The sequence below is a fragment of the Aliivibrio salmonicida LFI1238 genome (assembly GCF_000196495.1).
Classification (GTDB): domain Bacteria; phylum Pseudomonadota; class Gammaproteobacteria; order Enterobacterales; family Vibrionaceae; genus Aliivibrio; species Aliivibrio salmonicida.
The window spans coordinates 2,216,832-2,243,687 of record NC_011312.1 but is presented as its reverse complement, the minus strand read 5'-3'; the positions used below and the strand labels follow the sequence as shown (position 1 = coordinate 2,243,687).

General features: G+C 39.0%; 26 protein-coding genes and 1 pseudogene. 18 read left to right on the top strand and 9 right to left on the bottom strand.

Annotated features, from left to right (window positions below; all coding sequences use genetic code 11):
• The first annotated feature begins 4 nt into the window (after window positions 1-4).
• From VSAL_RS10995 to tnpC, 8 genes and pseudogenes are all read left to right on the top strand, one after another.
• Window positions 5-634, top strand: a complete 630-nt coding sequence (locus VSAL_RS10995; protein WP_012550624.1) for a DUF3261 domain-containing protein — start codon at window positions 5-7, stop codon at window positions 632-634.
• Window positions 627-1,832 (top strand): beta-ketoacyl-[acyl-carrier-protein] synthase family protein, encoded by a 1,206-nt coding sequence (locus tag VSAL_RS10990; protein ID WP_012550623.1) that lies wholly within the window; start codon window positions 627-629, stop codon window positions 1,830-1,832. Before VSAL_RS10995 ends, VSAL_RS10990 begins: the two co-directional genes overlap by 8 nt.
• Window positions 1,829-2,290, top strand: a complete 462-nt coding sequence (locus VSAL_RS10985) for a hotdog family protein (RefSeq protein WP_012550622.1) — start codon at window positions 1,829-1,831, stop codon at window positions 2,288-2,290. Before VSAL_RS10990 ends, VSAL_RS10985 begins: the two co-directional genes overlap by 4 nt.
• Before the next feature lie 11 nt (window positions 2,291-2,301).
• On the top strand, window positions 2,302-3,027 hold the full coding sequence (locus tag VSAL_RS10980; RefSeq protein ID WP_012550621.1) for a 3-ketoacyl-ACP reductase FabG2: 726 nt from the start codon (window positions 2,302-2,304) through the stop codon (window positions 3,025-3,027).
• Window positions 3,024-4,280 carry a beta-ketoacyl-ACP synthase gene (locus VSAL_RS10975; protein WP_044583296.1) on the top strand — a complete coding sequence of 419 codons (1,257 nt, stop codon included), beginning with the start codon at window positions 3,024-3,026 and terminating at the stop codon, window positions 4,278-4,280. The genes VSAL_RS10980 and VSAL_RS10975 overlap by 4 nt, the downstream gene beginning before the upstream one ends.
• A 55-nt stretch (window positions 4,281-4,335) precedes the next feature.
• Window positions 4,336-4,650: an IS66 family insertion sequence element accessory protein TnpA gene (gene tnpA / locus VSAL_RS10970; RefSeq protein WP_012548925.1), complete on the top strand. Its 315-nt coding sequence runs from the start codon at window positions 4,336-4,338 to the stop codon at window positions 4,648-4,650.
• Window positions 4,647-4,994, top strand: a complete 348-nt coding sequence (gene tnpB / locus VSAL_RS10965; RefSeq protein WP_012548924.1) for an IS66 family insertion sequence element accessory protein TnpB — start codon at window positions 4,647-4,649, stop codon at window positions 4,992-4,994. The genes tnpA and tnpB overlap by 4 nt, the downstream gene beginning before the upstream one ends.
• 71 nt (window positions 4,995-5,065) lie before the next feature.
• Window positions 5,066-6,544, top strand: a pseudogene (gene tnpC, locus VSAL_RS10960) (IS66 family transposase).
• Window positions 6,545-6,705: 161 nt separating this feature from the next.
• On the opposite strand, the gene VSAL_RS10955 reads toward tnpC, so the two are convergent.
• Window positions 6,706-7,149 (bottom strand): META domain-containing protein, encoded by a 444-nt coding sequence (locus VSAL_RS10955; protein ID WP_012550620.1) that lies wholly within the window; start codon window positions 7,147-7,149, stop codon window positions 6,706-6,708.
• 306 nt (window positions 7,150-7,455) lie between these two features.
• Window positions 7,456-7,734 (bottom strand): 50S ribosomal protein L25, encoded by a 279-nt coding sequence (rplY, locus tag VSAL_RS10950; protein ID WP_012550619.1) that lies wholly within the window; start codon window positions 7,732-7,734, stop codon window positions 7,456-7,458.
• 225 nt (window positions 7,735-7,959) lie between these two features.
• On the opposite strand from rplY, the gene VSAL_RS10945 reads away from it, so the two are divergent.
• Window positions 7,960-8,385 carry a cytochrome c gene (locus VSAL_RS10945; RefSeq protein ID WP_231850843.1) on the top strand — a complete coding sequence of 142 codons (426 nt, stop codon included), beginning with the start codon at window positions 7,960-7,962 and terminating at the stop codon, window positions 8,383-8,385.
• 18 nt (window positions 8,386-8,403) lie between these two features.
• Here VSAL_RS10945 and VSAL_RS10940 read toward each other — a convergent pair whose 3' ends face one another.
• Complete coding sequence (locus tag VSAL_RS10940; RefSeq protein WP_012550617.1) at window positions 8,404-10,128, bottom strand: DEAD/DEAH box helicase; 1,725 nt, start codon at window positions 10,126-10,128, stop codon at window positions 8,404-8,406.
• Between the two features lie 319 nt (window positions 10,129-10,447).
• Between VSAL_RS10940 and VSAL_RS10935 the strand changes: the two genes are divergently transcribed.
• Complete coding sequence (locus VSAL_RS10935) at window positions 10,448-11,980, top strand: phospholipase D family protein (protein WP_012550616.1); 1,533 nt, start codon at window positions 10,448-10,450, stop codon at window positions 11,978-11,980.
• Between the two features lie 58 nt (window positions 11,981-12,038).
• Here VSAL_RS10935 and VSAL_RS10930 read toward each other — a convergent pair whose 3' ends face one another.
• Window positions 12,039-12,845, bottom strand: coding sequence for an AraC family transcriptional regulator (locus VSAL_RS10930; protein WP_012550615.1), 807 nt, complete (start codon window positions 12,843-12,845; stop codon window positions 12,039-12,041).
• A gap of 140 nt (window positions 12,846-12,985) precedes the next feature.
• Here VSAL_RS10930 and VSAL_RS10925 point away from each other — a divergent pair, with 140 nt between their 5' ends.
• Genes VSAL_RS10925 through VSAL_RS10910 form a run of 4 tightly spaced genes read left to right on the top strand, consistent with a single transcriptional unit; the run spans window position 12,986 to window position 15,817 of the window.
• On the top strand, window positions 12,986-13,726 hold the full coding sequence (locus VSAL_RS10925; protein WP_012550614.1) for a type 1 glutamine amidotransferase: 741 nt from the start codon (window positions 12,986-12,988) through the stop codon (window positions 13,724-13,726).
• A 4-nt stretch (window positions 13,727-13,730) separates the two neighbouring features.
• Window positions 13,731-14,816, top strand: a complete 1,086-nt coding sequence (serC, locus tag VSAL_RS10920) for a 3-phosphoserine/phosphohydroxythreonine transaminase (RefSeq protein WP_012550613.1) — start codon at window positions 13,731-13,733, stop codon at window positions 14,814-14,816.
• Window positions 14,817-14,828: 12 nt separating this feature from the next.
• Complete coding sequence (locus tag VSAL_RS10915) at window positions 14,829-15,071, top strand: hypothetical protein (protein WP_012550612.1); 243 nt, start codon at window positions 14,829-14,831, stop codon at window positions 15,069-15,071.
• A gap of 59 nt (window positions 15,072-15,130) precedes the next feature.
• Window positions 15,131-15,817 (top strand): MOSC domain-containing protein, encoded by a 687-nt coding sequence (locus VSAL_RS10910; protein WP_012550611.1) that lies wholly within the window; start codon window positions 15,131-15,133, stop codon window positions 15,815-15,817.
• A gap of 294 nt (window positions 15,818-16,111) precedes the next feature.
• On the opposite strand, the gene VSAL_RS10905 is transcribed toward VSAL_RS10910, so the two are convergent.
• Window positions 16,112-17,200 carry a methyl-accepting chemotaxis protein gene (locus VSAL_RS10905; protein WP_012550610.1) on the bottom strand — a complete coding sequence of 363 codons (1,089 nt, stop codon included), beginning with the start codon at window positions 17,198-17,200 and terminating at the stop codon, window positions 16,112-16,114.
• Between the two features lie 317 nt (window positions 17,201-17,517).
• Window positions 17,518-18,174 carry a CatA-like O-acetyltransferase gene (locus VSAL_RS10900; RefSeq protein ID WP_012550609.1) on the bottom strand — a complete coding sequence of 219 codons (657 nt, stop codon included), beginning with the start codon at window positions 18,172-18,174 and terminating at the stop codon, window positions 17,518-17,520.
• A 230-nt stretch (window positions 18,175-18,404) separates the two neighbouring features.
• On the opposite strand from VSAL_RS10900, the gene VSAL_RS10895 reads away from it, so the two are divergent.
• Window positions 18,405-18,899, top strand: a complete 495-nt coding sequence (locus tag VSAL_RS10895; protein WP_012550608.1) for a YcxB family protein — start codon at window positions 18,405-18,407, stop codon at window positions 18,897-18,899.
• Between the two features lie 295 nt (window positions 18,900-19,194).
• Complete coding sequence (locus tag VSAL_RS10890; RefSeq protein ID WP_012550607.1) at window positions 19,195-19,500, top strand: hypothetical protein; 306 nt, start codon at window positions 19,195-19,197, stop codon at window positions 19,498-19,500.
• A 144-nt stretch (window positions 19,501-19,644) separates the two neighbouring features.
• Here VSAL_RS10890 and VSAL_RS10885 read toward each other — a convergent pair whose 3' ends face one another.
• Window positions 19,645-19,983 (bottom strand): hypothetical protein, encoded by a 339-nt coding sequence (locus tag VSAL_RS10885; RefSeq protein WP_012550606.1) that lies wholly within the window; start codon window positions 19,981-19,983, stop codon window positions 19,645-19,647.
• 323 nt (window positions 19,984-20,306) lie between these two features.
• On the opposite strand from VSAL_RS10885, the gene VSAL_RS10880 reads away from it, so the two are divergent.
• Window positions 20,307-21,188, top strand: a complete 882-nt coding sequence (locus VSAL_RS10880; RefSeq protein ID WP_012548944.1) for an IS982-like element ISVsa6 family transposase — start codon at window positions 20,307-20,309, stop codon at window positions 21,186-21,188.
• Window positions 21,189-21,196: 8 nt separating this feature from the next.
• Here VSAL_RS10880 and VSAL_RS10875 read toward each other — a convergent pair whose 3' ends face one another.
• A complete protein-coding gene (locus VSAL_RS10875; RefSeq protein WP_231850842.1) occupies window positions 21,197-21,799 on the bottom strand; it encodes an ABC transporter transmembrane domain-containing protein in 603 nt (200 codons plus the stop codon).
• A 135-nt stretch (window positions 21,800-21,934) separates the two neighbouring features.
• On the opposite strand from VSAL_RS10875, the gene VSAL_RS10870 reads away from it, so the two are divergent.
• A complete protein-coding gene (locus tag VSAL_RS10870; RefSeq protein WP_012550605.1) occupies window positions 21,935-24,457 on the top strand; it encodes an HD-GYP domain-containing protein in 2,523 nt (840 codons plus the stop codon).
• A 60-nt stretch (window positions 24,458-24,517) separates the two neighbouring features.
• On the opposite strand, the gene VSAL_RS10865 is transcribed toward VSAL_RS10870, so the two are convergent.
• The gene (locus tag VSAL_RS10865; RefSeq protein WP_012550604.1) at window positions 24,518-26,839 is read right to left on the bottom strand and encodes a zinc/cadmium/mercury/lead-transporting ATPase; all 2,322 of its coding nucleotides are present in this window, start codon (window positions 26,837-26,839) and stop codon (window positions 24,518-24,520) included.
• Between the last annotated feature and the right edge of the window lie 17 nt (window positions 26,840-26,856).

Sequence of the window (26,856 nt, the reverse complement as noted above, 5' to 3'; positions counted from 1 at the left end):
GTGAATGAAAAGAATATCGCTACGATTAATACACTCTATTATTTTTATAGTGTCATTAAGCTTACTGGGTTGTGCCTCTGCACCGATCAAAAAAGCCAATCAAGTTGAAGTATCTCCAGAGCAATTTGTGACTTTACCGCAACCAAATCAATATGGGTCGGATATATCGTTAAGCCAGTTAATTTCAGTAAATTGGCATGGTGGTAAGCAACAATTACCTGTACAGCTGCAATTAACAGGTAATAAACTTGTGTTAGCTGGATTTGCCTCGTGGGGCTCTCGTATCCTTAGTTTGGATTACGATGGACAGACATTGAATACTTACGTTATGGCCGGGTTGTCAGAGACACTGCCACCGCCAGAGCAAGTTTTATTTAATGTCATGATCACATTGTGGCCGGCAGAGGCTTGGAAAGCATCGTTAGATTCTATTGGTTGGAGTCTGCAAGACATCGGAAACCAACGCGTATTATCAAACGATTTTGGTAAGACGATTCTTATTATTGATTACTCTTCTATTGAAGATAAATTAAGTGGCGATATTATTTTAACGAGCCCGCATCTGGGGTATGTTATTACAATCAAAACGTTTGCAAACGCTCAGTCTGTCATGACTAAAAAGAAGAATGGATAAAAGTAAGATGAGTGATTTTCCTGTATATATTCATGCTTGTGGTTCGCATTCAGCATTAGGCAAAGAGAGCAATGATATTCATCAGGCTCTCAATGGTAATCAAGGGTCTTCGATGATGCTTGAAGATGGATGGCTTAATGATGGCAAGAAAACCGTGGTGGGGAAGGCTGAAGGTGAACTCCCTAGCATTCCCGCTCATTTGTCCTTATTTGATACTCGAAATAACCAGTTAGTTTTATCCGCATTGCAGCAAATAGAACCTCAAATTAAAGAAGCGAAAGCCAAGTACGGATCGGATCGAATTGCCGTTATTGTTGGGACAAGTACATCGGGTATTTCTGATGGCGAAGCTGCATTAAGTGAAAAGCTAAATTCCGGTATTTTTCCTGATGATTACCATTATCGTAAACAAGAGTTAGGAAACCCGGCTGAATTTGTGGCGACGTATTTAGAGTTGTCAGGACCGACGTATGCTATTTCAACGGCATGCTCTTCAAGTGGTCGAGTTTTCTTATCAGCAAAGCGATTATTGAAATCAGGGTTTGTTGATGCGGTTATTGTGGGCGGAACGGATTCTCTGTGTAAATTAACATTGAATGGTTTTAATAGCCTAGAAGCCTTATCTAATGAACACTGCTTGCCATTTAGCCCTAATCGAAAAGGCATTAATATTGGCGAAGCGAGTGCTTACATGTTGTTAAGCGCAGAGCAAAAAGACTCCAATGATCCTATTGCCTTACTTGGCGCAGGAGACAGCTCAGATGCACATCATATTTCAGCGCCGCACCCTGAAGGGAAAGGGGCGATTGAATCGATGCAAAAAGCATTACATGATGCCGGTCTTCACGCATCAGATATTGGGTATATCAACGCGCATGGTACGGCAACACCATTGAATGATGCCATGGAATCGAAAGCCGTAAATGCGGTGTTTGGTTCTCATACGCCGATAAGCTCAACCAAACCATTTACTGGGCATACATTAGGGGCGGCAGGTATTATAGAGGCTGCGATTTGTTGGCACATCTTAAAATACGACTTACCGTTACCAAGACAAATCAATGATAATCAAAAAGATGAAACGTTAGCGGATATAAAGTTAGTGACTGACCAACGATTAGAAAAACCAGCGATTATCAGTAATTCATTTGCATTTGGTGGCAACAACATCAGCTTAATTTTTGGGTACCAGTCATGAGACATATTCCAGCGTTAATCGATCTTCTTCCTCATGAAACGCCGTTAGCGTTAGTGGATGAATTGATCGAAGTCAGTGAGTTATCGATTCATTGCCAAGTCACCATTAATGAAAATAATGTCTTTTTTAACCATGAGACTCACACGATTCCAGCTTGGGTTGGGATTGAGTTTATGGCCCAAAGTGTGGCTGGTTGGTCTGGATACCACGCTTGGAAAAAAGGCAATAAGTCCCCGATAGGATTTTTACTTGGTAGCCGTAAGTATCAAGCAGAATGCAGTGAATTTAAGCAAGGCGACACACTCGACATTTTTGCGGAACAAATATTAGAGAATAATGGCATGGCCGTGTTCAGTTGTTATATTAAACATAACGGTCAGCAATTGGCATCAAGCCAATTAAATGTATTTGTACCGACAGAAGATAAATTAGAAGAGCTCTTAGCGCCAAAGCAGTAGTAGAGGAAATCATGATAAGACAAGTATTAGTGACCGGAGCAAGTAAAGGTATTGGTCGCGCAATTTCAGAGCAGTTAGCAAAAGATGGTTTTCATGTGGTGGTTCACTATATGAGTGACAAAGCAGGCGCAGAGAAAACAATCGAGACGATTGAAGCGAATGGCGGTTCAGGCCGTTTAATTCAGTTTGATATTAGTGATCGTGTTCAGTGTCGACTCATGCTTGAACACGATATCGAAGTGAATGGTGCGTATTACGGTGTCGTAAGTAATGCGGGCATTACTCGCGATACGGCTTTTCCTGCAATGACAGAGGGAGAGTGGGACAGCGTTATTCACACTAACTTAGACAGCTTTTATAATGTACTTCACCCTTGTGTTATGCCAATGGTGAGAACACGTAAAGGCGGTCGTATCGTTACGTTAGCGTCAGTCTCAGGCATTGTTGGTAATCGTGGGCAAACCAATTACAGTGCGGCTAAAGCGGGTGTGATTGGTGCAACCAAATCATTAGCACTTGAGTTAGCAAAACGAAAAATCACGGTAAATTGTGTGGCTCCAGGGCTTATCGATACAGGAATGGTCGATGAACATGTAAAAGAACACGCCTTACCACAAGTTCCATTACGTCGTATGGGTGAACCTGAAGAGGTTGCCGGTCTAGTGAGTTATTTGATGTCGGATGTCGCGGGTTATGTTACTCGCCAAGTCATTTCAATTAATGGTGGTTTAGTATGAGTCGTCGTGTTGTTGTAACCGGAATGTCAGGGGTAACTGCACTTGGCAGTGATTGGAATACGGTAGGCGAAAATCTTCGTAAGTGTGAAAATGCGACCCAATATATGCCGAGTTTTGAAATCTATGATGGTTTGAATACAAAGCTTGCAGCCCCAATTGATAACTTTACACTGCCAGCACATTATACTCGCAAAAAAATCCGTTCAATGGGTCGAGTGTCTTTGTTGTCGACGGTGGCATCAGAGCAAGCACTAGAACAAAGTGGATTGATTGGTAATGATGTATTAACGAATGGTCAAACGGGTATTGCGTTTGGTTCATCAACGGGATCCACGGATGCGGTGGGTGCTTTCGGTATTATGTTGAGTGAGAAAAGTACCAAAGCAATTACCGCGACAACTTACGTAAAAATGATGTCACATACCGCAGCGGTAAATGTGGGGTTATTTTTTGGATTACGTGGTCGTGTTATTCCAACCAGTAGTGCATGTACTTCTGGAAGCCAAGCGATTGGTTACGCTTACGAATCAATAAAACACGGATATCAAACGGCGATGGTTGCTGGTGGTGCAGAAGAGCTTTGTCCTACAGAGTCAGCAGTGTTTGATACTTTATTTGCGACCAGTTTAAAAAATGATGCCCCTAAGACTTCGCCAAGTCCATACGATAAAGATCGTGATGGGTTGGTTATTGGTGAAGGTGCAGGGTCATTAGTGCTTGAAGAGTATGAGCATGCAAAAGCACGTGGCGCGACCATTTATGCTGAGCTGGTTGGTTTTGCAAGTAATTGTGATGCGGCACATGTAACACAGCCTCAAATGGAAACCATGCAGCTGTGTATGGAGATGTCTTTAAAGGACGCAAATCTATCACCTGATAGTATTGGCTATGTGTCAGCTCACGGTACGGCCACAGAACGCGGTGATATCGCGGAAAGTCTGGCAACAGAGAATGTGTTTGGCTCATCAATGCCGATTAGTTCATTGAAGTCTTATTTTGGTCATACACTAGGGGCTTGTGGGGCAATTGAAGCGTGGTTATCTATTGAGATGATGCGAAACAATTGGTTTAGCCCAACGTTAAATTTACATAATATTGATGAGCGTTGCGGTAAGCTGGATTATATTACCGGAACCGGGCGAGAGATTGATTGTCAGTACATCATGAGTAATAACTTTGCTTTTGGTGGCATTAATACGTCATTAATATTTAAACGTTGGAATGAAGGTAAGCGTGCGGGGAACTACACCTAACAAATAAAATTCATTATGCGTATCTTACGATCTTTCATTTAACGAGAACGTAATTATGCAAAAAGATAAAAAGAGAACACCAGAGCAATGGCACGCTCTATTTGAATCTCAGCAATCTAGCAAGCTTAGTGCCGCTGAATTTTGTCGTAACCATAATATTCTGCCAAAGACATTTAGTGCACGTAAAGCACGATGGAAACAAAAGATTAACGCTTCTACTTTCTTGAAAGTAGAAGCGTTAACATCAACTATCATCGCCACTCCACAATTACCAGATATTCAACTTTCTATCGGAAAATTGCGATTAACATTGCCAGCTAATACTGAACCTCACTGGATAGGACTCTTATTAAAAGGGTATCAATCATGAATGTATTTACTGATGTTTCCACCATTTATCTTCATCGTGATTTTGTCGATTTTCGCAAGGCCATTAATGGCCTTGTCGTGATTGTTGAGCAAGAAATGCAACTATCACCGTTTAGTGATGCTCTATTTATATTTTGCAATAAGCCTCGTGATAAACTCAAAATATTGTATTGGGATAAAACAGGATTCGCTTTATGGTACAAGCGATTAGATGAAGACCGCTTCAAATGGCCACGAAATATAAATAACGATACGTTAGCATTATCAGAGCAGCAACTGACACTGCTATTACAAGGTTTTGATATCTTAGGACATCAACCGGTACATTATCAAACAACCCTTTAAATAGTTGATTCTCAGTCAAGAATAGGAGGCAACCGATTGATTACCTGTATTATCGTTATATAGTCATCTACATGATTGATAAAATAAAACCACTTCCTGATACCATTGACGAGCTGAAAGCACTTGTGCTTCAGCTTGAAAATAAATATAACCGTCTTCTAGAGCAATTTCGACTGGCTCAACATCAGCGCTTTGGTAAAAGCAGTGAATCTGACTCGACTCAATTTGATTTATTCAATGAAACAGAAGAAGAAATCATCATTGAAAATGATGACACACAAACGATTACCTACACTCGTCAAAAGCCAAAACGCCAACGCTTACCTGAAGACTTACCGCGTACTGTTATTATCCACGACATAAAAGATAAAACTTGTAAGTGTTGCGGTCTAGAGATGCATGCGATGGGTAAAGACATCAGTGAAAAGTTGGAATTTGTACCAGCTAAAGTGGAAGTTATTCAACATGTTCGTCCTAAATATGCTTGCCGAAATTGTGAAAAAACAATACTTCAGTAGACATTAACAAGCCCAATGCCAGCGTCCCATCCCTAAGGGATTGCGACCGCAGTTACTTGCTCAATTATTACGGCTAAATTTCAATACAGTCTTCCACTTTATCGTCAAGAAACGTTATTTCAGCAATGGGGTATCATTATTGGACGGCGAACGATGGCGGATTGGTTAATAAAATGCTCGGTACTATTTACCCCTCTTAATAACGAGTTACATCGTATTTTGCTTGAACAACCCACTCTGCATTGTGATGAAACAACGGTAAATGTGTTGGATGTTGAAAAAGCAAAATGTTATATGTGGGTCTACTGCTCTGGCTATGATTCTCCAGGCTCTGGTGTTTTGCCTGGAATTGTATTTTATGATTATCAATCTAGCAGGCATGGCTACCATCCAGTTAACTTTTTAAAAGGTTATAACGGGTATTTACATACCGATGGTTACCAAGGTTATGAACAAACTGAAGCGATTTTAGTTGGCTGTTGGGCACACGCACGTCGACGATTTATTGAGGCTCAACGTGTTCAAGTAAAAGGGAAAACAGGGAGTGCAGATTGGGTATTGAGTAAAATCCAAAAGCTATACCGGATCGAATCGTTATTAAAAGAGGCTTCCCCTGAAGCCAAGTATGTTGCTAGGCAGACAGAAGCCCGCGATTTACTTAAAGAGCTCCGTGATTGGCTTGATAGCGCAGTTAGTCGAGTATCACCTAAAACAAAATTAGGTGAGGCGATTAGCTATACATTAAATCAATGGGATAAATTAGTTCGTTATATTGATGATGGATTGTTATCTATTGATAACAATCGAGCAGAGCGAGCGGTTAAACCGTTTGTTATCGGCCGGAAAAACTGGTTATTTTCGGGTTCAACGGCTGGTGCAGATTCAAGTGCAATGCTTTACAGCATTGTAGAAACAGCAAAGGCAAACGGATTAATCCCTTACGATTATATTAGGTATTGTCTAGATCGTTTATGTGTTGGATCGCCAGATATCGATTCACTTTTACCTTGGAATGTAAAAGACAAGGTGTAGTTCCCCGCACGCTTACGAATGAAGAATAACCTTATTCTGAACGTATAAATGATAAAAAACCGGTGAGGGGGAATTCACCGGTTTTTTTGTGCCTTAATGTCGCCGACACATTTATTCAGAGCATTTCTGTTTTATAACAAATAGTCTGTTGCTAATCGGGTTTAGTTAACCCAATCACGCAATGTGAACGTTAGTTCGTGATCTTGGCCTTTAAGGATCAAGTTCTCTTTTGTTAGTGTAATGTCGCTCCAAGAAGACAGAGTGCTAGACATTGCTTGTTCTGTTGTCATGGCATCACCCATGCACATTTTCATTGTCATTCCCATTTTTTCAATGCGGAATTGACCTTCTTTGTTTAGCTCAGCTTGGCCAAAAAAGTTATTACAGCCAGCATTACCATTCGCTGTCATTTTTTCGCCGATTTCTAGACGAGGCGCTTCCATTTTTTTAGGTGTTGCGACTGCGTTGCCATCAACTTCTGTTAATTGCCAGTTGTGATGTTGCAGCATATCTGCAGAAACCGTTGCGTCAGTCATCATATCGCCATTGCTTGAGCATGCAGCCATCAATACAGGTAGAGATATAGCCACTAATAATTTTTTCATTTTAACTCCTAGCTTATTTATGAAGTTTAGCCTTATTTTTGTTAAACGGAGTATAGAAGATAATGGACGGTTATTGTCAGTGAAACGTAAAAAACAGTGTTCAATTGTGAGTGTCTTAAGAATTAGAATCAAAAAGTGGGAAGTAAGTCTGAATTTTATGGGGATAGAGCGTGGAATTTATTCGAATGGGGAAGTGCTAGATAGATTAAAGCCCTGATACTGGTAATATCAGGGCCTTAAAGGGTTTGTTATTTCAATTGGTAAGAAAGAAATAACAATAATGCAAAAAAGTAAAACAGACTCGAATTAGATGCGGATGAAGTCCATGTGCTCAACTTTAGGCTTAAACGCGTGACGTTGAACGTCTTGCGGTTTAACCTTAACAGTAGCGCCATCGATTACTAGCTCAATTGCTTCGTAAAACTCAGGCTTATCCATTTGGTTGATAACATCAAAGTGGATTAGTTCGATTGATACTGGAGCTTCTGTGCCACCGTAAACGATTGCAGGGAATTTACCAGCGTGACGAAGGCGGCGGCTCGCACCCTTACCTTGTTCAGTACGTACTACTGCTTCAAATTTCATAGTCTTTACTCTCAAAAATAGTAAAATAAATAAATGCCATTAAGCTTAGCGACCTAACTTAACAGACTTTTCGTTTCGAAAAACGAGCGCGAATAATACCACCCCATTATTTATCTAACAACCTATTTTCGTGTGTTTTTAAGAGTATTTTGCTAATGTTAATAAGTTCTCGTTAAATCGAAATCACCGCGATTTAACTGCATAAAGAAACGAATGGAGGCAAGTATGAAAAAAATAGGGATTGTTGCGTTATTCTCGTTTTCAGTGATGGCAACGGACTACTCTACAGAGATTGAATCTCGACAAGATAACTTTCAACACCTCGATGCAACGGTTGATTTACTCGATGACGCGTTTGATAAAGAGACGTTAGATTGGGATCGAATTATGCCGTTGGCGCAAAGTGCGCACTTAACAGTAGAAGAGCAAAAAACATTATTTCCAGAAGGCAGTGCAGATAATAGTAGAGCACGAACTAAAATTTGGACTCAAAAATCCGAGTTTGAAGGAAAGTTTGATACCTTATCTCAGCAATTTATTTTGATCAGTGAAGCCGCTGTAGATCAAGATGAAGTGGCAGCACGAGCCGCGCTTGATAAAGCGTACGCTCAATGCCGTTCATGCCACATGAATTATCGTTCGTTGTGGTAATGGCATAATACCGTAAGATTACTCTTCAAAAATCTTATCGCGAATAGACCAAAACTTGCCTTGCTTACGAGCGATAACAAAGCTTGGTGGACGGAATCGGTGTTGGCTATTCGCTATTTTTATTGCTGTTGTTTCTTCAAATGGGCGATGCCTGTCGACTAAATGAGGGCGGACAAAATTGTTTAAAAATAATTGCTTCTGTTTCTTAGTACCCAGTTGCCACACTTCATGCAATTCAGAGTCATCATCACCAGAATACGTGACTTTAATTTGTGGCTTATCAAACTGATTCTTTCCTGCGGTCAGTGTTAAATCAATGCAGTTGAGAATACGGGCTTCTTTTAGTTTAAGGGCTTCTTTTAGTTTTTTATCTGGATCGACTAAAATAGCATCACATTCATGGCAGATACGTGCAGCAATGTCGTTATCGGCACCGCACTCGTTACAGTATTTAGCTCTAAAGCGATAGCCACACTCTTCACGTGTGCCTTCATCGTCTTCAAAATAGCCTTGGCAACGACGACCAAAATGTTCCAGTAAAAACCCATTACTGTCTAATTTACCCCAGAAATTATTGTTAAAACCGCAAGCAGGGCAGGGAATCGTGATTATTTCGCTGTTACTGTCAGGTTTAGGATCACCGACCTCTGGTTGGTAGAGATCATAGCAATTCCCCGCGTAATCCAAAATAGTACATTCTGTTTTCCCTTCAGCTAAACGTAACCCTCGCCCGACAATTTGTTGGTACAAACTGACGGATTCGGTTGGACGTAAAATAGCAATGAGATCGACATGAGGCGCATCAAATCCGGTTGTTAATACCGACACATTAACCAAAAACTTGGTTTGTTGTTGTTTGAAGCGTTGGATAATGGCATCACGTTCAATCACTTTGGTATCGCCAATCACCAATTCGGATTGCTCTGGTGGCAGTAATGATAATATTTCTTGAGCATGACGAACTGTTGCCGCAAAAATCATCACGCCTTTTCTGTCTTTGGCATATTCAATGATTTGTTGAACAATTTGAGGTGTTGCGCGTTTCGATTCTTCAATCACCAGATCCAATTCTGATTCTTTATAACGACCCGTTGAGGCGGGTTTTAACTGAGAAAAGTCGTAGCTTAAAATTGGGGCATCCAATAATTTTGCAGGGGTTAAAAAGCCCTCATCCAATAGATATTGAATTGGTAACTCAAAAATACAATCACGGAAAAAACGAGGCGTGTCGGTTTTGACTTGTCCACGAGTGTGATATTGATAAATCCAACCAATGCCTAAACGATAAGGGGTGGCAGTTAAGCCAAGCACTTTAATGCCAGAATTTTGGGTTTGCAGATGTTCGATAACTTTACGGTAACTGGTGTCTTTGTTGTCAGGCACTCGGTGGCATTCATCAATGACGAGCAGAGAAAACTGATCTTTGAACGAGTTAAGATTACGAACCACTGATTGTACCGAGGCAAAAACCACTTTTTTATCGGTTTCTTTACGCCCTAATCCTGCTGAAAATATAGAGGCTTCTTCGCCGTACCCTTCGTATTTTTCATGGTTTTGCTCAACCAATTCTTTTACGTGAGCCATGACCAATACACGACCTTTAGCAATGCGTGCCAACTCAGCAATCACCAAACTTTTACCGGCACCCGTCGGCAACACTAATACCGCAGGGCTGGTGTGTTTTCGGAAATAATGAATAACGGCTTTGACTGAATCTTGTTGATAAGGACGTAACGTATACATGGATATAAACACAGTGGTAAAAGACAAGGCGTCATCATATCAGAATAAAAAATATTCCTCTTTGTTTTCTTGTTAAGATTAAAGGGGGGTTGATTAAAAGGAAAATAGAACAAATGGGTAAGTGTTTCTTTATTCTCGTGTCCGCATTATTGTTAACCAGTTGCAGTAATTTTATAAATTTATCGCAAGAGATAGATGAGTTTGATGATTTGTCTAATTTTTGGATAAGAACCGAGCAGTAGAGCGTTAAGATATAAAAATAATATATAATAGACAGAATCAGGGTTGGTTATTTAGGTTTAATAAGGAAGTTTAATAAATGTCTGTGCTTCAACGTATTCATATAACACTATTTTTTGTCGCTATTCTTTCTGGGTGTGGTTCACTTCCTGATGAGGTTGAGCACACTAATGAACCCGTCGCAAACTCAGTCATCAGCCCATTATCGGAATTAAGAGACGCTTATCAACCGTCGACATCGACTCAAGAGACGAGTGCGGTTTTACCGCAAGATGCAGGCTGGGATGCTCTTGCTCAACGCTTAGCATTAATCGAAACCGCAGAACACACGATTGATATTCAATATTACATCTGGAATTCAGACACTTCAGGTCATTACCTAGCGAGCCGTTTATTAGCGGCGGCTGATCGCGGTGTTAAAGTACGTGTAATGTTGGATGATATCAACCTTAATGAACGAGAAGATCTCCTCATTGCGCTTAATTCACACCCTCAAGTTGATATCCGTATATTCAATCCAATCCCAACTCGCCGTGGTGTTACCAAGTGGGTCAATTTCTTAGGAGACTTTTCTCGTCTAAACCGTCGTATGCACAATAAATCATTTACCGTTGATGGGGCTTTCTCTGTTGTTGGTGGACGTAATATTGGCGATGAGTATTTTGATCTGTCTGATGACATCAATTTTCGTGACCGTGATGTATTAGTCACAGGCGATGTGGTGGGGGAGATTCAAACGAGTTTTACAGAATATTGGGACAGTCGGTGGTCTTACCCTGTTGATTTATTAGGTGGAAAAACGTCACCAGATCAACCAGTGTTAGACGAAATTTCGGCACCGATTTACACAAACTACCCAGCCTTGCCAGAAGGCAGTAAAACTGCCCATCAATTCTTAACTAAGTTAATGGGGAGCATGACGTGGGTTCAAGCCCGCTTTGTTTCTGATAGACCAGTTCCAGTTGATAAAAATAACACGAGTGAACCAAAAGAAACGGCCAAAGTATTGGCTCAATTAGCTCGTGAATCGGATCAAGAGATCTTATTGGAATCGGCTTATTTGATATTTGATGATAGCCAACTAGAAGAATGGCAAGAATTAAGTAACAAGGGTGTAAAGATAAAAGCATTAACCAATTCAATGGCATCGAATGATTTAACAACGAATCACTCTGGTTATGCAGGCCGACGCCAAGACATGCTTGAGCACGGTATACAATTGTTTGAATTAAAACCAGAAACAGGGTTGTGTGAAGATTCAACCCGAGATGTTTCTAAGTGTGCCCCGACATTAGCGTATGGGCTTCATGCAAAGTCTGCTGTTTTTGATAGAAAAATCGCGAGTATCGGCTCTTTTAACTTCAATTTACGATCCACTTACCTTAATACTGAATCGATTCTAATCATTGAAAATCAAAAAATAGCAGAGCGTCTGGCTGATGACATAGAGCAAGCAATGGATGAAGAAAACAGTTGGCATTTGAAATTACAAGACGGTGACATTCGTTGGTATTCTGGCGATAAAAGTTGGGAAAGTGAACCAGAAACAGGCCGATGGGAACGATTTGAATCCCGATTTTTGCAGTTATTGCCAATAGAGAAGTACTTGTAGTGAAGGCTTCTTATTGAGATGAATTGCATGCTGAGTTCTCATGCGGTATTACCATAAGTTATAATTCATAGTATTTTCGATTAGAATTGCCTCTAAATTGTTGTGGTGTCATGTCGAAGTACGATTTAAACGCTTTAATATATGATGAGTCGTTGTGATATCCGATTTCGTCAGCGATTGCTTGTATTGTTATTTCCTCATCCAATAGTGACAATGAATATATTAAGCGCAATTGCTGACGCCAGAGTGGAAATGAGGTTTTAAACTCTTTAACAAAAAGTCTAGATAGCGTTCGTTCTGATGCTCCCACTTCGTTTCCCCATATCTTTAAAGGCCAATCTAAGGCTGGTGTCTCAGTTAACTTGTCAAATATTTGCTTTAAACGTCTATCTTTAGGGAGTAGTAGCTGAAAAGTTATTACGTCGTTATGCATCATTTGGTCATGCAGTACTTGTAATAAGCCTAATAACGCCGTTTGACTTTCTACTTGCAAACATTTTCTTCTGATTTCTTGTATTAACTCCTTGATAAATGGAGTTAAAGATATGGTTCGAACCTGTTCTTCAGACTTAAAACAATACGCAGGGTTAATATATATACCAATGAAAGTGGTGTTTGTTAAAGCGATTGATTCATGTGCTAACGTTGCTGGAACAAATAGCGCAGAGGTATGAGGAAGTAAATATTGATAAGATCCAACTTGAGTTTGGAGTAACCCTTTGATCGGAAATATTACTTGATGCCATGTGTGATGATGTAGCGAGTCAACGTAGCCTTTAGGCATTTCTATTACTTTAGCCAACGCAGGAAATAGTGGGTCGTTCTTCATCATTTCATTAGCAGGTAGCTGCTGGTTACTTATCATTATTATTCATCCTTGTGTTCTTGTTCCTATTTCAACGCTTATAATAATTGGCGGCTTGAGATGGTTTGTTGTCAATGTGTCATTATCCTGCCGAGTTGAAATTACCATATTATAGTGTCTTCGCAAAGTCAGGAGGCGTTATGAATATACATATAATTATTCATGAAGAATTTGAAGGGCCTAATTTTATTGATTCTTGGATTAATAATCGTGGTTATCAGGTTTCTTATTCACGAGTTTATCTTGGGGATATGCTGCCTCTCAATATGAATGATTTTGATGGGTTAATCGTGTTAGGTGGCCCACAAAGTCCAGATACAACTAAAGAAGAGTGCGCATACTTTCATTCAAAAGAAGAGCAAAGTCTTATTTTACACGGGATCAATGGTAATAAAATGGTTATGGGAGTTTGCCTTGGTGCTCAGCTTATTGGTGAAGCACTAGGGGCAAAATATGAGAGAAGCCCAGAGAAGGAAATAGGCTACTTCCCCATCCAATTAAGTAAAGATGGAATTCACGACTCATCACTTGATCATTTTAATTTGTCAGAGCTCGTTGGGCATTGGCATGATGATATGCCGGGTTTAACCGAATCAGCAAAGGTATTAGCTTCTAGTAAAGGATGTCCGAGACAAATCATTAGATATTCAAATTTGGTCTATGGATTTCAATGCCATCTTGAGTTTATCGCCTCCGAGCTGCCTTCTTTGATCGAGCATAGTATTCGTGACTTTACCGTGCAAAATGAGCATATTTTTATTCAATCAGAGCTTGAGATATTAAATACATCTACAAGTCGAATGAATCAATTACTAGGTGATTTTTTAGATAATTTAGTTGCAAAATATCGATACGATGATTGCAAAGAGATCGCGAGATAATCTTATGCACACTAAATATAATTTTTCTGCAGGGCCTGCTGTTATTCCTACGAGTGTTTTACAACAAGTTCAACATGATATTCTTGATTGGAAAGGAACTGGATTATCAATCATGGGATTTAGCCATCGTAGTTCTGAGTTTATGCAATTAGCAGAAGAGTCTGAAATGATATTACGAGAACTAATGGAGGTCCCTGATAATTATCATGTCCTGTTTTGTCATGGTGGTGGAAGTGGTCAATTTTCAGCGGTTCCATTGAATTTGGTGGATAAGTCACAAACAGCGGATTATGTTGTTAGCGGTCATTGGTCAAAGTATGCAGCGATAGAGGCGAGTAAATTTTGTAAGGTTAATACCATCAATATTGTTCAGAGAAATAATCAAAAGCAATCACTCTTATCTCCCGTTGATTGGCAATTATCACAGGATGCTCAGTATGTTTTCTTCTGTCCAAATGAAACGGTTGATGGGTTAGAGATTAATGAATTGCCTATTACAGATAAACCAATAATTGCAGATATGTCTTCATTCATATTGTCACGCCCAATTGATGTTTCTAAATATGGAATTATTTATGCGGGAGCTCAAAAAAATATTGGTCCAGCAGGATTAACGTTAGTTATCATTCGTGATGATTTATTGGGAAAAGTGAGTCGTGAAATACCCACTATTTTTGATTATAAGGTATTGGCTGAAAATTATTCGATGCCAAATACACCGCCAACCTATCCATGGTACGTTGCTAATGAAGTCTTTAAATGGCTTAAGGAGATTGGCGGTGTATCGGCTATTTACAAGATAAATATAGAAAAAGCAGCGTTATTGTATGATGCAATTGATAACTCAAGTTTATATATTAATCATATAGATTCTGCCGCTCGTTCAATCATGAATGTTCCATTTTATTTAAAGTCAGAAGCATTAACAGAAAAGTTTGTATCTCTTGCTCATACTGCGGGACTTACCTCCCTTAAGGGCCATAGCTCTGTCGGTGGTATTCGAGCATCAATCTATAATGCGATGCCGATAGAGGGAGTAAAGACATTAGTAACTTTCATGAAGCAATTCGAAGAACAATTCTATAACTAATTAAGAAATGAAATGAAATACAAAGTAGAGATATCAAAAGACGAAAAAGTACTATTTGAAGTGTTGATTGATGACATTAATCGAAATATCTTAGAAGAGAACTTAACCATATTATTAGATCAATTCCCTAATGAAAATAGATTCAAAAGACATGTTTTTTATTCAGATACTGAAAATAGAATATTAAAAAGTACAGAAAGAAGCATGGAAGTGATCGCAATTCAACCAATATTCAAAGACGTTGGTTATAGATAATATTAATTTAATTCACGTTTATTATTTTGATTAATTAATAGTAGGTTAGGTGGTTGAATATGAAAAAAATTGGTGTTGTAAACTCTGTACTTGTTGGTAAAAGTGTTCCCTATGCGAAAGGTTCACAAAGTGCAATTAATAAGAAACCAAAATCTGAACGACAAGTAACATTACAATTAGGTTTTATTGATGATGAGCAAGGTGATTTACGAGTTCATGGAGGTATTGAAAAAGCGATTCATATATACCCAAGTGAGCATTACGTTGAATGGCAAAAAGAGCTAGAAGGTAATACAGCATTACAAATGATAGGGGCTTTTGGTGAGAATATCAGTTCAACAGGGGTGAGTGAAGACACTATTTGTTTGAATGATAAAATTAGAATTGGTTCGACATTGCTTGAAGTATCTCAAGGTCGAATGCCATGTTGGAAGTTAAATGTTAAGTTTAAACAAGATGATATGGCGTTAAGATTGCAGGATTCATTAAGAACCGGGTGGTACTTTAGAGTATTAGAAAACGGTGATATTGGTAGTGGTGATGAGATATTCCTTTGTGATCGTCCTTACCCTAAATGGCCTTTATCGAAAATAATGAAGTTAGTTTTTGAAGGGTGTTTAGATGAACAAGAGCTAAGCTCTTTATTGGATTTACCGCTTGTAGAATCATGGCATAGATTAGTGGCTAGACGCTTAGAGAATCAAAGCCTAGAAGATTGGTCTCCTCGATTAGATGGACCTAAATAAGAGGGTGTTAATCGCGTTTTGGTAAAACTAAAATGTTCCCTCAATAATCAGCCGCATTTATGCGGTTTTTTACTATCAAATTGAACCCCTTAATCTTTACTGTTATACGAATAAAAAAGTACTTGTGATGCAAATAATCGCTCTAATCTAGTCACCATTTGATTCGAATCGTTTTTACGACGTTAAATCAATCGGTATTTGAGCAACCAAACATTACCCTGAACATATTATAAACATTCAGGGTTGTTTGGAGGCTTGAAAGTTTACTTAAACTTGTTATTGAAACAAACCGTTCTATTTGGTTACGACAATTTCGTCCATCAGATGATCAATTTGAATCACGACCTGTTCACTGGCATTTTCCATCGCATTAATTGATGTGATCATACCCGGCATATTGCCCGTTTTGGCTTTGCTCATCGCTTCGCGACCACTGTCATGTACCTCCTTGTGAGGCCCTTCAAGCTGCGCATAACTTTTCAGATGAACGTAGGCTTTACCATCTCCTTTGTAGTACCACTGACCCAATCGACATTCTGAATGAGTATTCACGGATTCACCGAACGAACCGCTTTGTAGCAAGCGATAGATATTGTTTTTCCAAATTGCATGGTCAAGTTTGACAGTATCAAGAAAGGCTCTGGTTGAAGCGATATAAATAACCCCTTTCATATGCTCTGATTTCACAACAACCTCATTTACGATAACCCCAATTTGTGCAGAAGAAGCGGAGACCTCTTCGGCACAAATTTGGTTCTCATCGATAGAGGTTTTAATCGCAACCACTTGAGTCAGAACTTGGTTCACTAACGAATCAATTTGCTCGCTGGCTTCACTGGCTTTGCTTGCGAGCTTTCTTACTTCATCAGCAACGACAGCAAACCCTCGGCCTGCTTCTCCTGCACGAGCGGCTTCAATTGCAGCGTTAAGCGCCAGTAAGTTTGTTTGGTCAGAAATCTCTTGAATAGTAGATACAAGGTGGGAGATAGAATTGGCGGTTTTATCTAATATTGGAACAGATTTAATGCTTTGAGTGGTTTGGGATCTTATCTTAATCGCTCTATCGTCAAGGCGAGAAAGTGCTTGATGTGTTTGTTTAAAAACCTCACCGAGTTGTTGTAGATTTTCATTTTCTTGAGCCATCGACTGAGCGCTTTCGACCATCGCAGTTCGAATGGTTTGCAGCATGTCCCCGCCTTTTAAACTGCTCGAAATCAACCCATCGCTACTTTGATAACGTTGTTGTGCCGAGCTAACTTGCTGTTTAGCGTCTTGGAGTTGACTTTCTAATGCGACAATATCAGCTTGGTATTTTTGTTGAAGGTTTGACAGCTCTTTTTTTAGAGCCTCATTTTCTGCTTTGACTCGTTTTAATCCAAACATAAGCTCAAAAAAATTAATTAAGTAATCTTTTGAGTGTACCTAGGTTTGTTTGGTTTTGTCATATGAAAAGTCATGTATATTTGTGAATTGTGTGACGTTTCTGGCGTATTTATAGTTAATGATAAGCTAGATTTTGTAGTCAACTAATGAAGCATATGTAACTTATATGATACGCGTAAGTAGGGATCTATTTTAAGTTCTCTAACATTAAGAGTGAAACGGGTAAGTAGAATTGGAGATAATGAGTTAGATATCCTTTATAGGGCATGTTGACGAGCGTAATATTGCTCGTCTCAGTATAAATATGAAGCCTATTTCTATTGTTCAAGCTGTGATGGGTCATCAAACATCGCTTGTAATATCTGTATAAATTGCCCCACGTGTAAACCATCCATTAAGCCATGATGTACTTCAATGGATAGCGGCATACGCCATTGTTCATTTTGTTGAACCAGTTTTCCAAATGCCATTTTCGGCACGCTATCTGGAAAGTTAACGTCTCTAGCATGAGTCATACTAGTGAAATCTACCCATGGTAATACGGTTAAATGAATCGTGTTCTGCTTCATTTCTTGGCCAATGAACTGCTCTACGATAAAAGGTGTGTTCTTAATCAGTGTCTCGGCTTTGGATGCACTTAGTGTAAAGTTAGAAAATGTAGGCTCATGGTCTAAATCACAAAAACGCACCGTATTATCATCGGCAAGCAGTGCGACACTGATACACATAGGTGAGTAAATGCGGACTTCTTCCCCAACAAGGCGATAGCTCATCGGTTCACATTGATTTAGCGCTTGCTGAGTTAGATAAAGATAAGCGTGGAAGAAACGATGATTGTGCTGCTTACAATATTGGTACAGCGCGGTTACGTCGATATTGGAACAGATATTATACCAAGGGTGACTAAAGCCTTGATAAAATCTCAAGTGCTGAGCTCGCGCCCACTGGTTGACATCTAGCACGTTATACGCCATTTGAATTCCCTATAAAGTCCAATCATTTTGAACGGTTTGATTCTATTTATATATTTAAGCGACTTCAAGATACATTTGAATCTTGTCGTTCTTACTAATAGAAAAATACTTGTGATGTGAATAATAGGCTTAAAATAGCTAAAGAAAAGTACCGAAAAGCGGTACAATAAATGAGTTGCGAGATTGCAGCATGGGATACTCATTCACATAAAACCGTAAAGTAGCCACATATGCCTAAAGATTTTAGTTTTACTACAGAATACACTCTCGACAAGACCTTCTTTGCTGAATGTTATGATCAAACTAGCCGCTCTGTTAAATTTCCAAAAGCCTATTTAAAAGGAATACTTTTTTTTCTTTTTGGTGTGGTTTTATTAAAACTTGAACTATTACCTAATGGTTATGTTGGTTGGTTCTTTATTGTTTTGAGTATTATTGAGGGGCTCAATATCTATTTTAAGAGAACTTGGTGGTTATGGAGACAAAAAATCAGCTCGATCTTTGGCAGTAAAGTGGTATTCCAGGTTGACTCTAACGGTGTGAGTTATAAAAACGGTACAAACACCCGTAATATCGCCTGGAGTGAAATCGAACAACTTCAACAAAGCGATTTAGGGTTTATCTTTCACATGGGTAAACAGCGCCAATATGTCAGTAAATCTTGCTTAAATGATGAAGAGATCGCATTCATTGCAGAGCAGCACGCAATATCAAAAATAAACTAACGTCATTGCGTGAAAAATAACATTTTATCCAATATCAAGCCGCATTCCCTGCGGCTTTTTATTGTCTATCTACCCCTCGACGCCAATCTCAAACCCTGTTGTTTGACTTACTTTTCCTAATATTTATAACTCTAACCATATGGCGATATTTACTCATCCACTACAGTCCCACACAGTGAGATTTTCAAGTGTTACTATAAATACTTTGCATTTGAAACAGCCACAGTGCTCAATATCGTTTAAGACAATGTTGACCGAAAACTTTTTTAAAGGTGTTAAATAGGAAGTTTGCTTTATGCGTAAATCAGATAAGAAGATCGAAAATCAAATTAGAGAGGTGTTAACCGAAGTTTGTGAAGATACGTTAAAAGGCTACGAGGGTTTCCTTTGGGTGACTCATACGGTCAAATACTCTTCTTTTCCACAGAGCTTAAAAATCGTCTGCGTATTTGAAACGGATCAAGATAGAACAAACTTTTTAATGGGAGAAGACCCGCTTCATGTATCAACAACTATCCAAAAGGCGTTTAATAAGGTTGGGGTTGAACTAAAGAACGTAGATAAGCACATCAGTTACGATACGCAGAAAGATCGCAAGTAACGGTCATCAAAGTAAAGTGAATCGAGTTTGTGGCGGGGAGCTAAGGCTTTATATGACGAGTTTGATATAAAGCCTGAAGGCTAATGTCAGCCCTCTGTGTCAGGGCTGACATTAGCTTACTTAAGTCTAAGAATACCGCTATTTTCAGTCCATTCGGGTAATAAAGGTTTGCTCGTCATCCACAAAAGCGACAAAGCCGCCGTGATAGATAAATATTCGACCACGTCCCTCAACTAGACAGGCAAGCTGTGGGTTCAAATCTTCTTCATTATTTTGGCTTTGAAAAGTGCCAGTATCGGTGATTACGCCGCTGAGTGTGGGCAAATATCCATAAGTACGCTTGGCTTGATCAATCAGGCTCAATTCGCTGGCGGTAGAGAAGCAAGAAGGGATCGCACCCGCTTCTTCGATAAACATCGTTTTCAGTTCTTCAAAAGCGGTAATCACCAGCCAGTCGATGTCGTTAACATGATGAATAAACATAGAGTTTCTCGGTAATTCAGATGCGGAGATTGTATCACTATCAAGGGAGTGCGTAGTAGAGATTTAGTTGATAAAGGCAGTAATTCTATGCCATTTTTGTACTCTCACTAGGTCAACTTGAAATGCGTTTTTGTCCAATAACGAGCCAAGAACCAAAAGACAAATACAATAACCACAATATCTCACCGACATAACATCAGCCGCATTCCCTGCGGTTTTTTACTATCTAACCTGAATTCTGGATAAGGCTGAACTAATTGCCCACCTAACGATCAGATCTTTCGACCAAGAATTATTTGAACGTATTTTAAAAGGTGGGCAAGATGAATAAATTAGTTGATATATTTTGTGATGTCGATGATTTTTGTTATCAATTCTTATCTCAATGGGAAAAATACCTTGTTGAGGCTAGTGAGAGAAAAAGAAAACGTCAGTCAGTAATGTCTACTAGTGAATGTATGACTATTGTCATCGCTTTTCATCAATCAAATCATAGAGATTTCAAGAACTTCTATATCGGGTTAGTTCATCAATATTGGAAAGGATACTTTCCAAATTTACTTAGCTACACTCGATTTGTGAGCAAAATGCCTAGCCTAATCGCCCCAATGTGTGCCTATTTTCAATCTATCAAAGGTAAGCCGACTGGCATTGCTTTTGTTGACTCCACGAGTCTTAAAGTATGCCATAACATTCGAATTCCTCGCCATAAAGTCTTTGATGGTGTTGCGAAAAGAGGAAAAGGTACCATGGGATGGTTTTTCGGCTTCAAACTTCATTTATTGATTAACCATCTTGGAGAAATTATTTCGCTGAAAATCACAGCTGGCAATGTAAATGATAGGACTCCTGTACCTGATTTATGCAAAGAACTCTCGGGGAAATTGTACGCTGATAAAGGGTACATAGGTAAAAAGTTGAGTGAGAGCTTAAAGAACTCTGATGTCGATTTAGTGACTACCTCGCGAAAAAACATGAAAGCAAAAGAGATAAGTGCTTTTGATAAGGCTATGTTATCAAAGAGATACATTATCGAAACGATAAATGACCAATTGAAGAATATCTCTCAAATTGAACATAGCCGTCATCGTAGCGTGACTGGTTTCATGCTAAATGTAATTTCAGGCGTTGTGGCTTATTGTTTAAAAAAACAAAAGCCACGAATTAAGCTATCAGAATGTGAATTTGAACTAATCCTCGCTTAAAGCATGTTTTATCCAGAATTCAGGTTAACTAAAAAATTCATCCGACTGATTTCACTTCCTGCTGCAGTCTTAGCATGCTGATATGATTTATTCGAAAACAAACAAACAAACACCGCCGCAATAATCCAAACAATAATCGGAATAAGAACAAGCTCCCCTCCCACATAAGCAACTAATGAAAGGAAAATAAGCACAAAGGGCACATCAATGAGCCCACTCAACAAACCACCAGAATAGAACTCTTTAATTGAAGAGATCCCTTTCAGCCCCTCTTGAAGATGGCCAGGCTTTAAACTCAATAATTGTTTAGCAGGCAGTTCAGTCAGTTGATGTAAAATATAAGAATACATCTTCGTTTCGGTATTTATTGAGGCGGCGGCTAGTATCCAAGAACGAACAAAACGAAGAAAAGCATCGATTAAAATAGCAATACTAGCACCACTAAGAAGCAGTACCGCAGTACCATAACTTTGATTTGGTAAGATTCGATCGTAAATTTGTAGTACAACGAGAGGGATTGATAACGATAAGATATTAATAAGCAACGATGAAGGTAAAACCCGCAGCATTGTTCTTTTTTGATTGGAGCGGTAAGAAGACAACAAATCCATTTATAGTCACCTAATAATAATTATGCATAGATCAAGTCTTGGACAAGAATCATTAATTATCAAGTAAATAATTGGTTTTATTGTTTTTATGCACTAGGTTAAAGGTTAGATATCACATATTTTCACGAGGGTGCAATGAAACGGATTTCATTAAAAACGTACTTATTCATTATTTTTGCGACTATTTTCATCCTGTTTTCAGCACATTTATATACAAATATAAAAAGCGCTGTCACAAAGCTATCAAGTGAACATATCGCTGATGTTGCCGAGCTTCACCAGCAAATCATCAGTAATAATGTAAACTTCACCATATACCAAATAGACGCATTAGCAGAAGAAATCTCTGATATAAGCTCATTGGATATTAATAATATCCCACCATCACTAATCAACTTTATGTCTTCTGCTTTTTCTCACTCTCCTGCATTAACTAATGTATATATCTATGACATTGAAAATAATGGTATTAATTTAAAAAACATTAACGGAACCATCGAAGCAGAATATGCAACTAGATTATCATTGGAGGAGATGTGGAAAACAAATAAAACATATACCTTTAATAATGAATATCTATATTTAAGTCGCTCTAAAAATACGAATCTCAAAATTATTTTACAAATTTCAACCGCCATTTTTTTTGAAACCACAGACCACGAACTTGTAAATAAAAGAAATGTCGGATTTTATCTTTATGATTACCAGTTAAGAGAAATAATTTACTCTGACCATGTCCCTACGCCTTTATCTTATTCGCAACTGCAAGGTGTACTACATGATGAGCATGAGACCGTGTCTCTAGATGGCTCTACCTACACAGCTTTTGTCCACAAATTAAATCGTAGCTCTCTGTATTTTGTGTCTCTCATCCCTGAAAGTGTTATTAATCATAACTTTAATACTATATCTAATGATTTGTTTTTGAATGTCATCGCCTACATATTTCTCGCGATATTGATTATATTTCTATCCTCTTCTTACATATCAAATCGATTAGTTACACTGCTTAAAAACGCGCAAAAAATAAATCACTTCCAATTTAATCAACAGAAAAAGCAAGATTCAATTGTTAAAGAAATTCATAACCTCAGCAGCACGCTTGAAACGATGGTTCAAACTATTGATGATATTTTAAAAATAGTTTTTATCATTGCAAAAAGCGGTAATTTATTTCAATTAGGTGCGATTGTTGATAAAAAAATCCATAAGATTACGACAGGACACAGTTATCTTTATATCACTGATAACGAAAATACATTAAGCAGTATCGAAGGTAAGAAAAAGCTCCCTATCAAGAATGAAGATCAATCTTATTACTGTGAAGCCTCTGTACATTACTTCAATTTACATAATGATAAGAAAAAGCTCATTGGCTGCCTAGTCATTGAAGTTCCACTTAATCATACTGTCCCTAAATACCGACTATTATTTATTGAACGTTTAGTGCAAATAATCGCAGTATCCATTGATAAACATAAACTTCTAGAACAGCAAAAAGCCCTTTTACTTTCTTTTACTAAATCGATTGCCTCCGCCATTGATGCAAAATCTCCTCATACCGCAGGCCATTGTCAACGAGTGCCTGAATTAACATTAATGCTAGCAAGTGCCGCACAAAAAAATCAAACTCAATGGAAAGCATTTTCACTAAGTGAACCTGAATGGGAAGAGTTGTACCTTGCTTCTTGGCTACACGATTGTGGGAAACTAACCACCGCAGATCATGTTATAGATAAGGCAACCAAACTCGACATGTTTACTAACCGTATTCATGAAATCCGCACTCGATTTGAAATACTAAAACGAGACGCCGAAATCCTTTATTTAAAAACAATTATTGAACATAAAGAGAATACGCCAGAATTAGAGCGGAACTACCATGATACGATCGCTCAATTAGACAATGAGTTTTCTTTTATTGCGGAGTCCAATCTTGGTAATGAATTCTTCAGTGAAGAAAATCAACATAGACTACAACAAATAGCACAAAGAAATTTTGTGAGAACCTTAGACAAACAACTTGGACTATCGTGGGAAGAAACTCAACGTCTTTCTGATGATGAGAAAGTAACCCCCTCTGTCGAACTCATTTTACAGGATAACCACAGCCAACAAATACCGTGGGATATAAACAAAGCAACCGATACGCGATTTGCACTCCAGCCATTTGAGTTTAAATTTAATTTCGGAGAAGTTTATAATCTATCAGCACCGCGCGGCACCCTTACGAACGAAGAACGCTTCTTAATAAATGATCATATTATTCAAACCATCACCATGCTTGAAGCCCTTCCTTATCCTGAGCACTTAAAAAACATCCCTATAATTGCAGGTGGGCACCATGAACAAATGTCAGGCAAAGGCTATCCTTATGCGGTTCCGGCATCAGAGCTCCCCGTCACCGCAAGGATGATGGCTATTGCTGATATTTTTGAAGCGCTTACCGCCAGTGATCGCCCTTATAAAACGCCAAAAACACTGTCTGAATCATTAAAAATATTGGCTTTCATGGCAAAAAATCAACATATAGATAAAGAGATATTCCAACTATTTTTAGAAGATGACGTTTACCTTGAGTACGCCAACAGATTTTTAAAACCAGAGCAAATTGATGAGATTGATGTGTCGACTTATCTTACTCTTGCAAATTCATAAACAAAAAATCGCCATCTTAAAAAAATAAAATGGCGGTTTTATTTTTACGGTATCCTACCTTTATTTTTCTTTAAAGCGTAATAGACGCAGTGCATTTAATGTAACTAATGCCGTTGCTCCACTATCAGCAAGAACTGCAACCCATAGGCCAGTAATACCAAACAAGCTTGTCACTAAGAATATGGATTTTAATCCTAGCGCTAGCGTAATGTTCTGGCGAATATTACTTAGCGTTGCTTTTGACAGCGCAACCATTGGTGCAAGTTCTTCTAATCGATTATGAGTTAATGCCGCATCAGCAGTTTCTAGAGCAACATCCGTTCCCCCGCCCATCGCGATACCAATAGAGGCCGTTTTCATTGCTGGCGCATCATTAATACCATCACCGACCATTGCCGTTTTTGCTTTTGCTGTTAGCTGCTCAACGTATTTCACTTTGTCTGACGGTAATAAACCCGCTTTATAGTCAATATTCAGCTCTGCAGCAATCGCTTTGGCAGCACGTTCATTATCACCCGTTAACATGATGGGTGTAATGCCGAGTGCAACTAACTTCTGAACTGCAATTTTCGCATCAGGACGTAATTCATCTCTCCACGCTAATAAACCAGATATTTGATCATTTACTAGCACTAAAACAACCGTTTTTCCTTGCTCTTCTAGAAACGCGATTTGGCTCTCGGCTTCAGAAGTAACTTCTCCATCAAATTGTTGAGGCGCATAAAGTGCGATTCGTTTTTCATCAACGATCCCTTTTATCCCTTTACCTACAACCGTTTCACGATCATCCGCTTCAATAACCATCAGGCCTTGTTCTTGTGCTTTTATTACCACAGCTTTTGCTAATGGATGTGACGACCCCATCTCTACCGCGGCTGATTGCAATAATATACTGTCTTCAGTTTCTGTCTCAACAAGTACTCGAATATCAGTGAGAACTGGCTTACCTTGCGTTAAGGTACCTGTCTTATCAAACGCGATATTTTTAATATGGCCTAGCTCTTCTAATGCTGCGCCACCTTTAATTAACGCCCCTCTTTTAGCTGCCGTTGCCAAACCAGAAGTTATAGCTGCGGGTGTTGATATCACTAACGCACACGGACAAGCGATAAGTAGCATTGCTAAACCACGGTAAATCCACGTATCCCATGATTGACCAAACATCAGTGGTGGAATAATAATAACGAGTAGTGATAACAGCATCATTGCTGGTGTGTACCAACGGCTGAATTTATCAAGAAAACGCTCTAACGGTGCTTTACGGGATTCCGCTTCTTCAATCAAATGTAAGATACGATCAATCGCGTTTTCACCTTGAGCTGACGTTATCTCGATTTCAATCACACGGTCATTAACAATCGACCCTGCCATTAATACATCACCCGTCTTTTTATCAACAGGAACAGACTCTCCCGTTAAGGCGCTTTCATCAAAAGAAGCAAACTCTGACGCTAATATTGCATCGGCAGCTAAACGATCACCTGGGGAAACTTGAACTCTGTCTCCTACTTTCAGATCGGAAGCCGAAACCTCTTCTTTAGTGCCATCTTTATTGATGCGTAGCGCTGTATCTGGCACTAAGTCCATTAACGCTTTTACGCCACTACGAGCTTTCGCTGACGCATAGCCTTCTAATTGTTCACCTAACATAAACAATAAGATAACCATGGCGGCTTCAACCGTTTCACCTAAATACACAGCACCAATAGCAGCAACTGTCATTAACGTTTCTATCGAAAATGGAGAGCCATTGATCGCTAAACGAATCGCTTTTTTACCAATTGGAATAAGGCCAAATAAACCAGCAACCGTGAATGCAATGGTCCCGAGTTCTTTGTTAACTAAATTAATACCTGTCGCAATGACTAAAAAGGCAACAAGGATGATCAATAAAATATTCTTACGCCAAAATGGTTGTGCATCACTTTCTGATGCGTTTTTTGACCCCATGTCAGATAATGGAAAACCCGTGGTTTTCGCGACACTAATCACTCGCTCAAACGCCGCTTCGTTATTCGTTCTTACCGTCAGTTTCTCTGTTGCAAAGATAACGTTAGCGTCCGTCACTTCTGGAATGGCAAGAATCGCTTTTTTTAATTTAGCAGCACAACTTGGGCAATCCATGTCAGCAATCAGCCAACTGCGAGAAAAAGTACTTATTGCAGGAATGACAACTAAGGGGTCTGATTCTCCAGAATCCGAACCACAACAAGAATCACTGTCACTTGACTTATCAACTGAGCTACAGCAATCAGACACTGCCGATTCCGCTTTAATGCTTGTGATTTTTGGTGCGGCACAACATGAGCTTGAAGGGTTATGTTTGTGATCGTGATTGTGTTGCTTGGTGTTGAGATCGAGTGTTTTATGAGATGTACACATGAGAATATCCTTTCTTA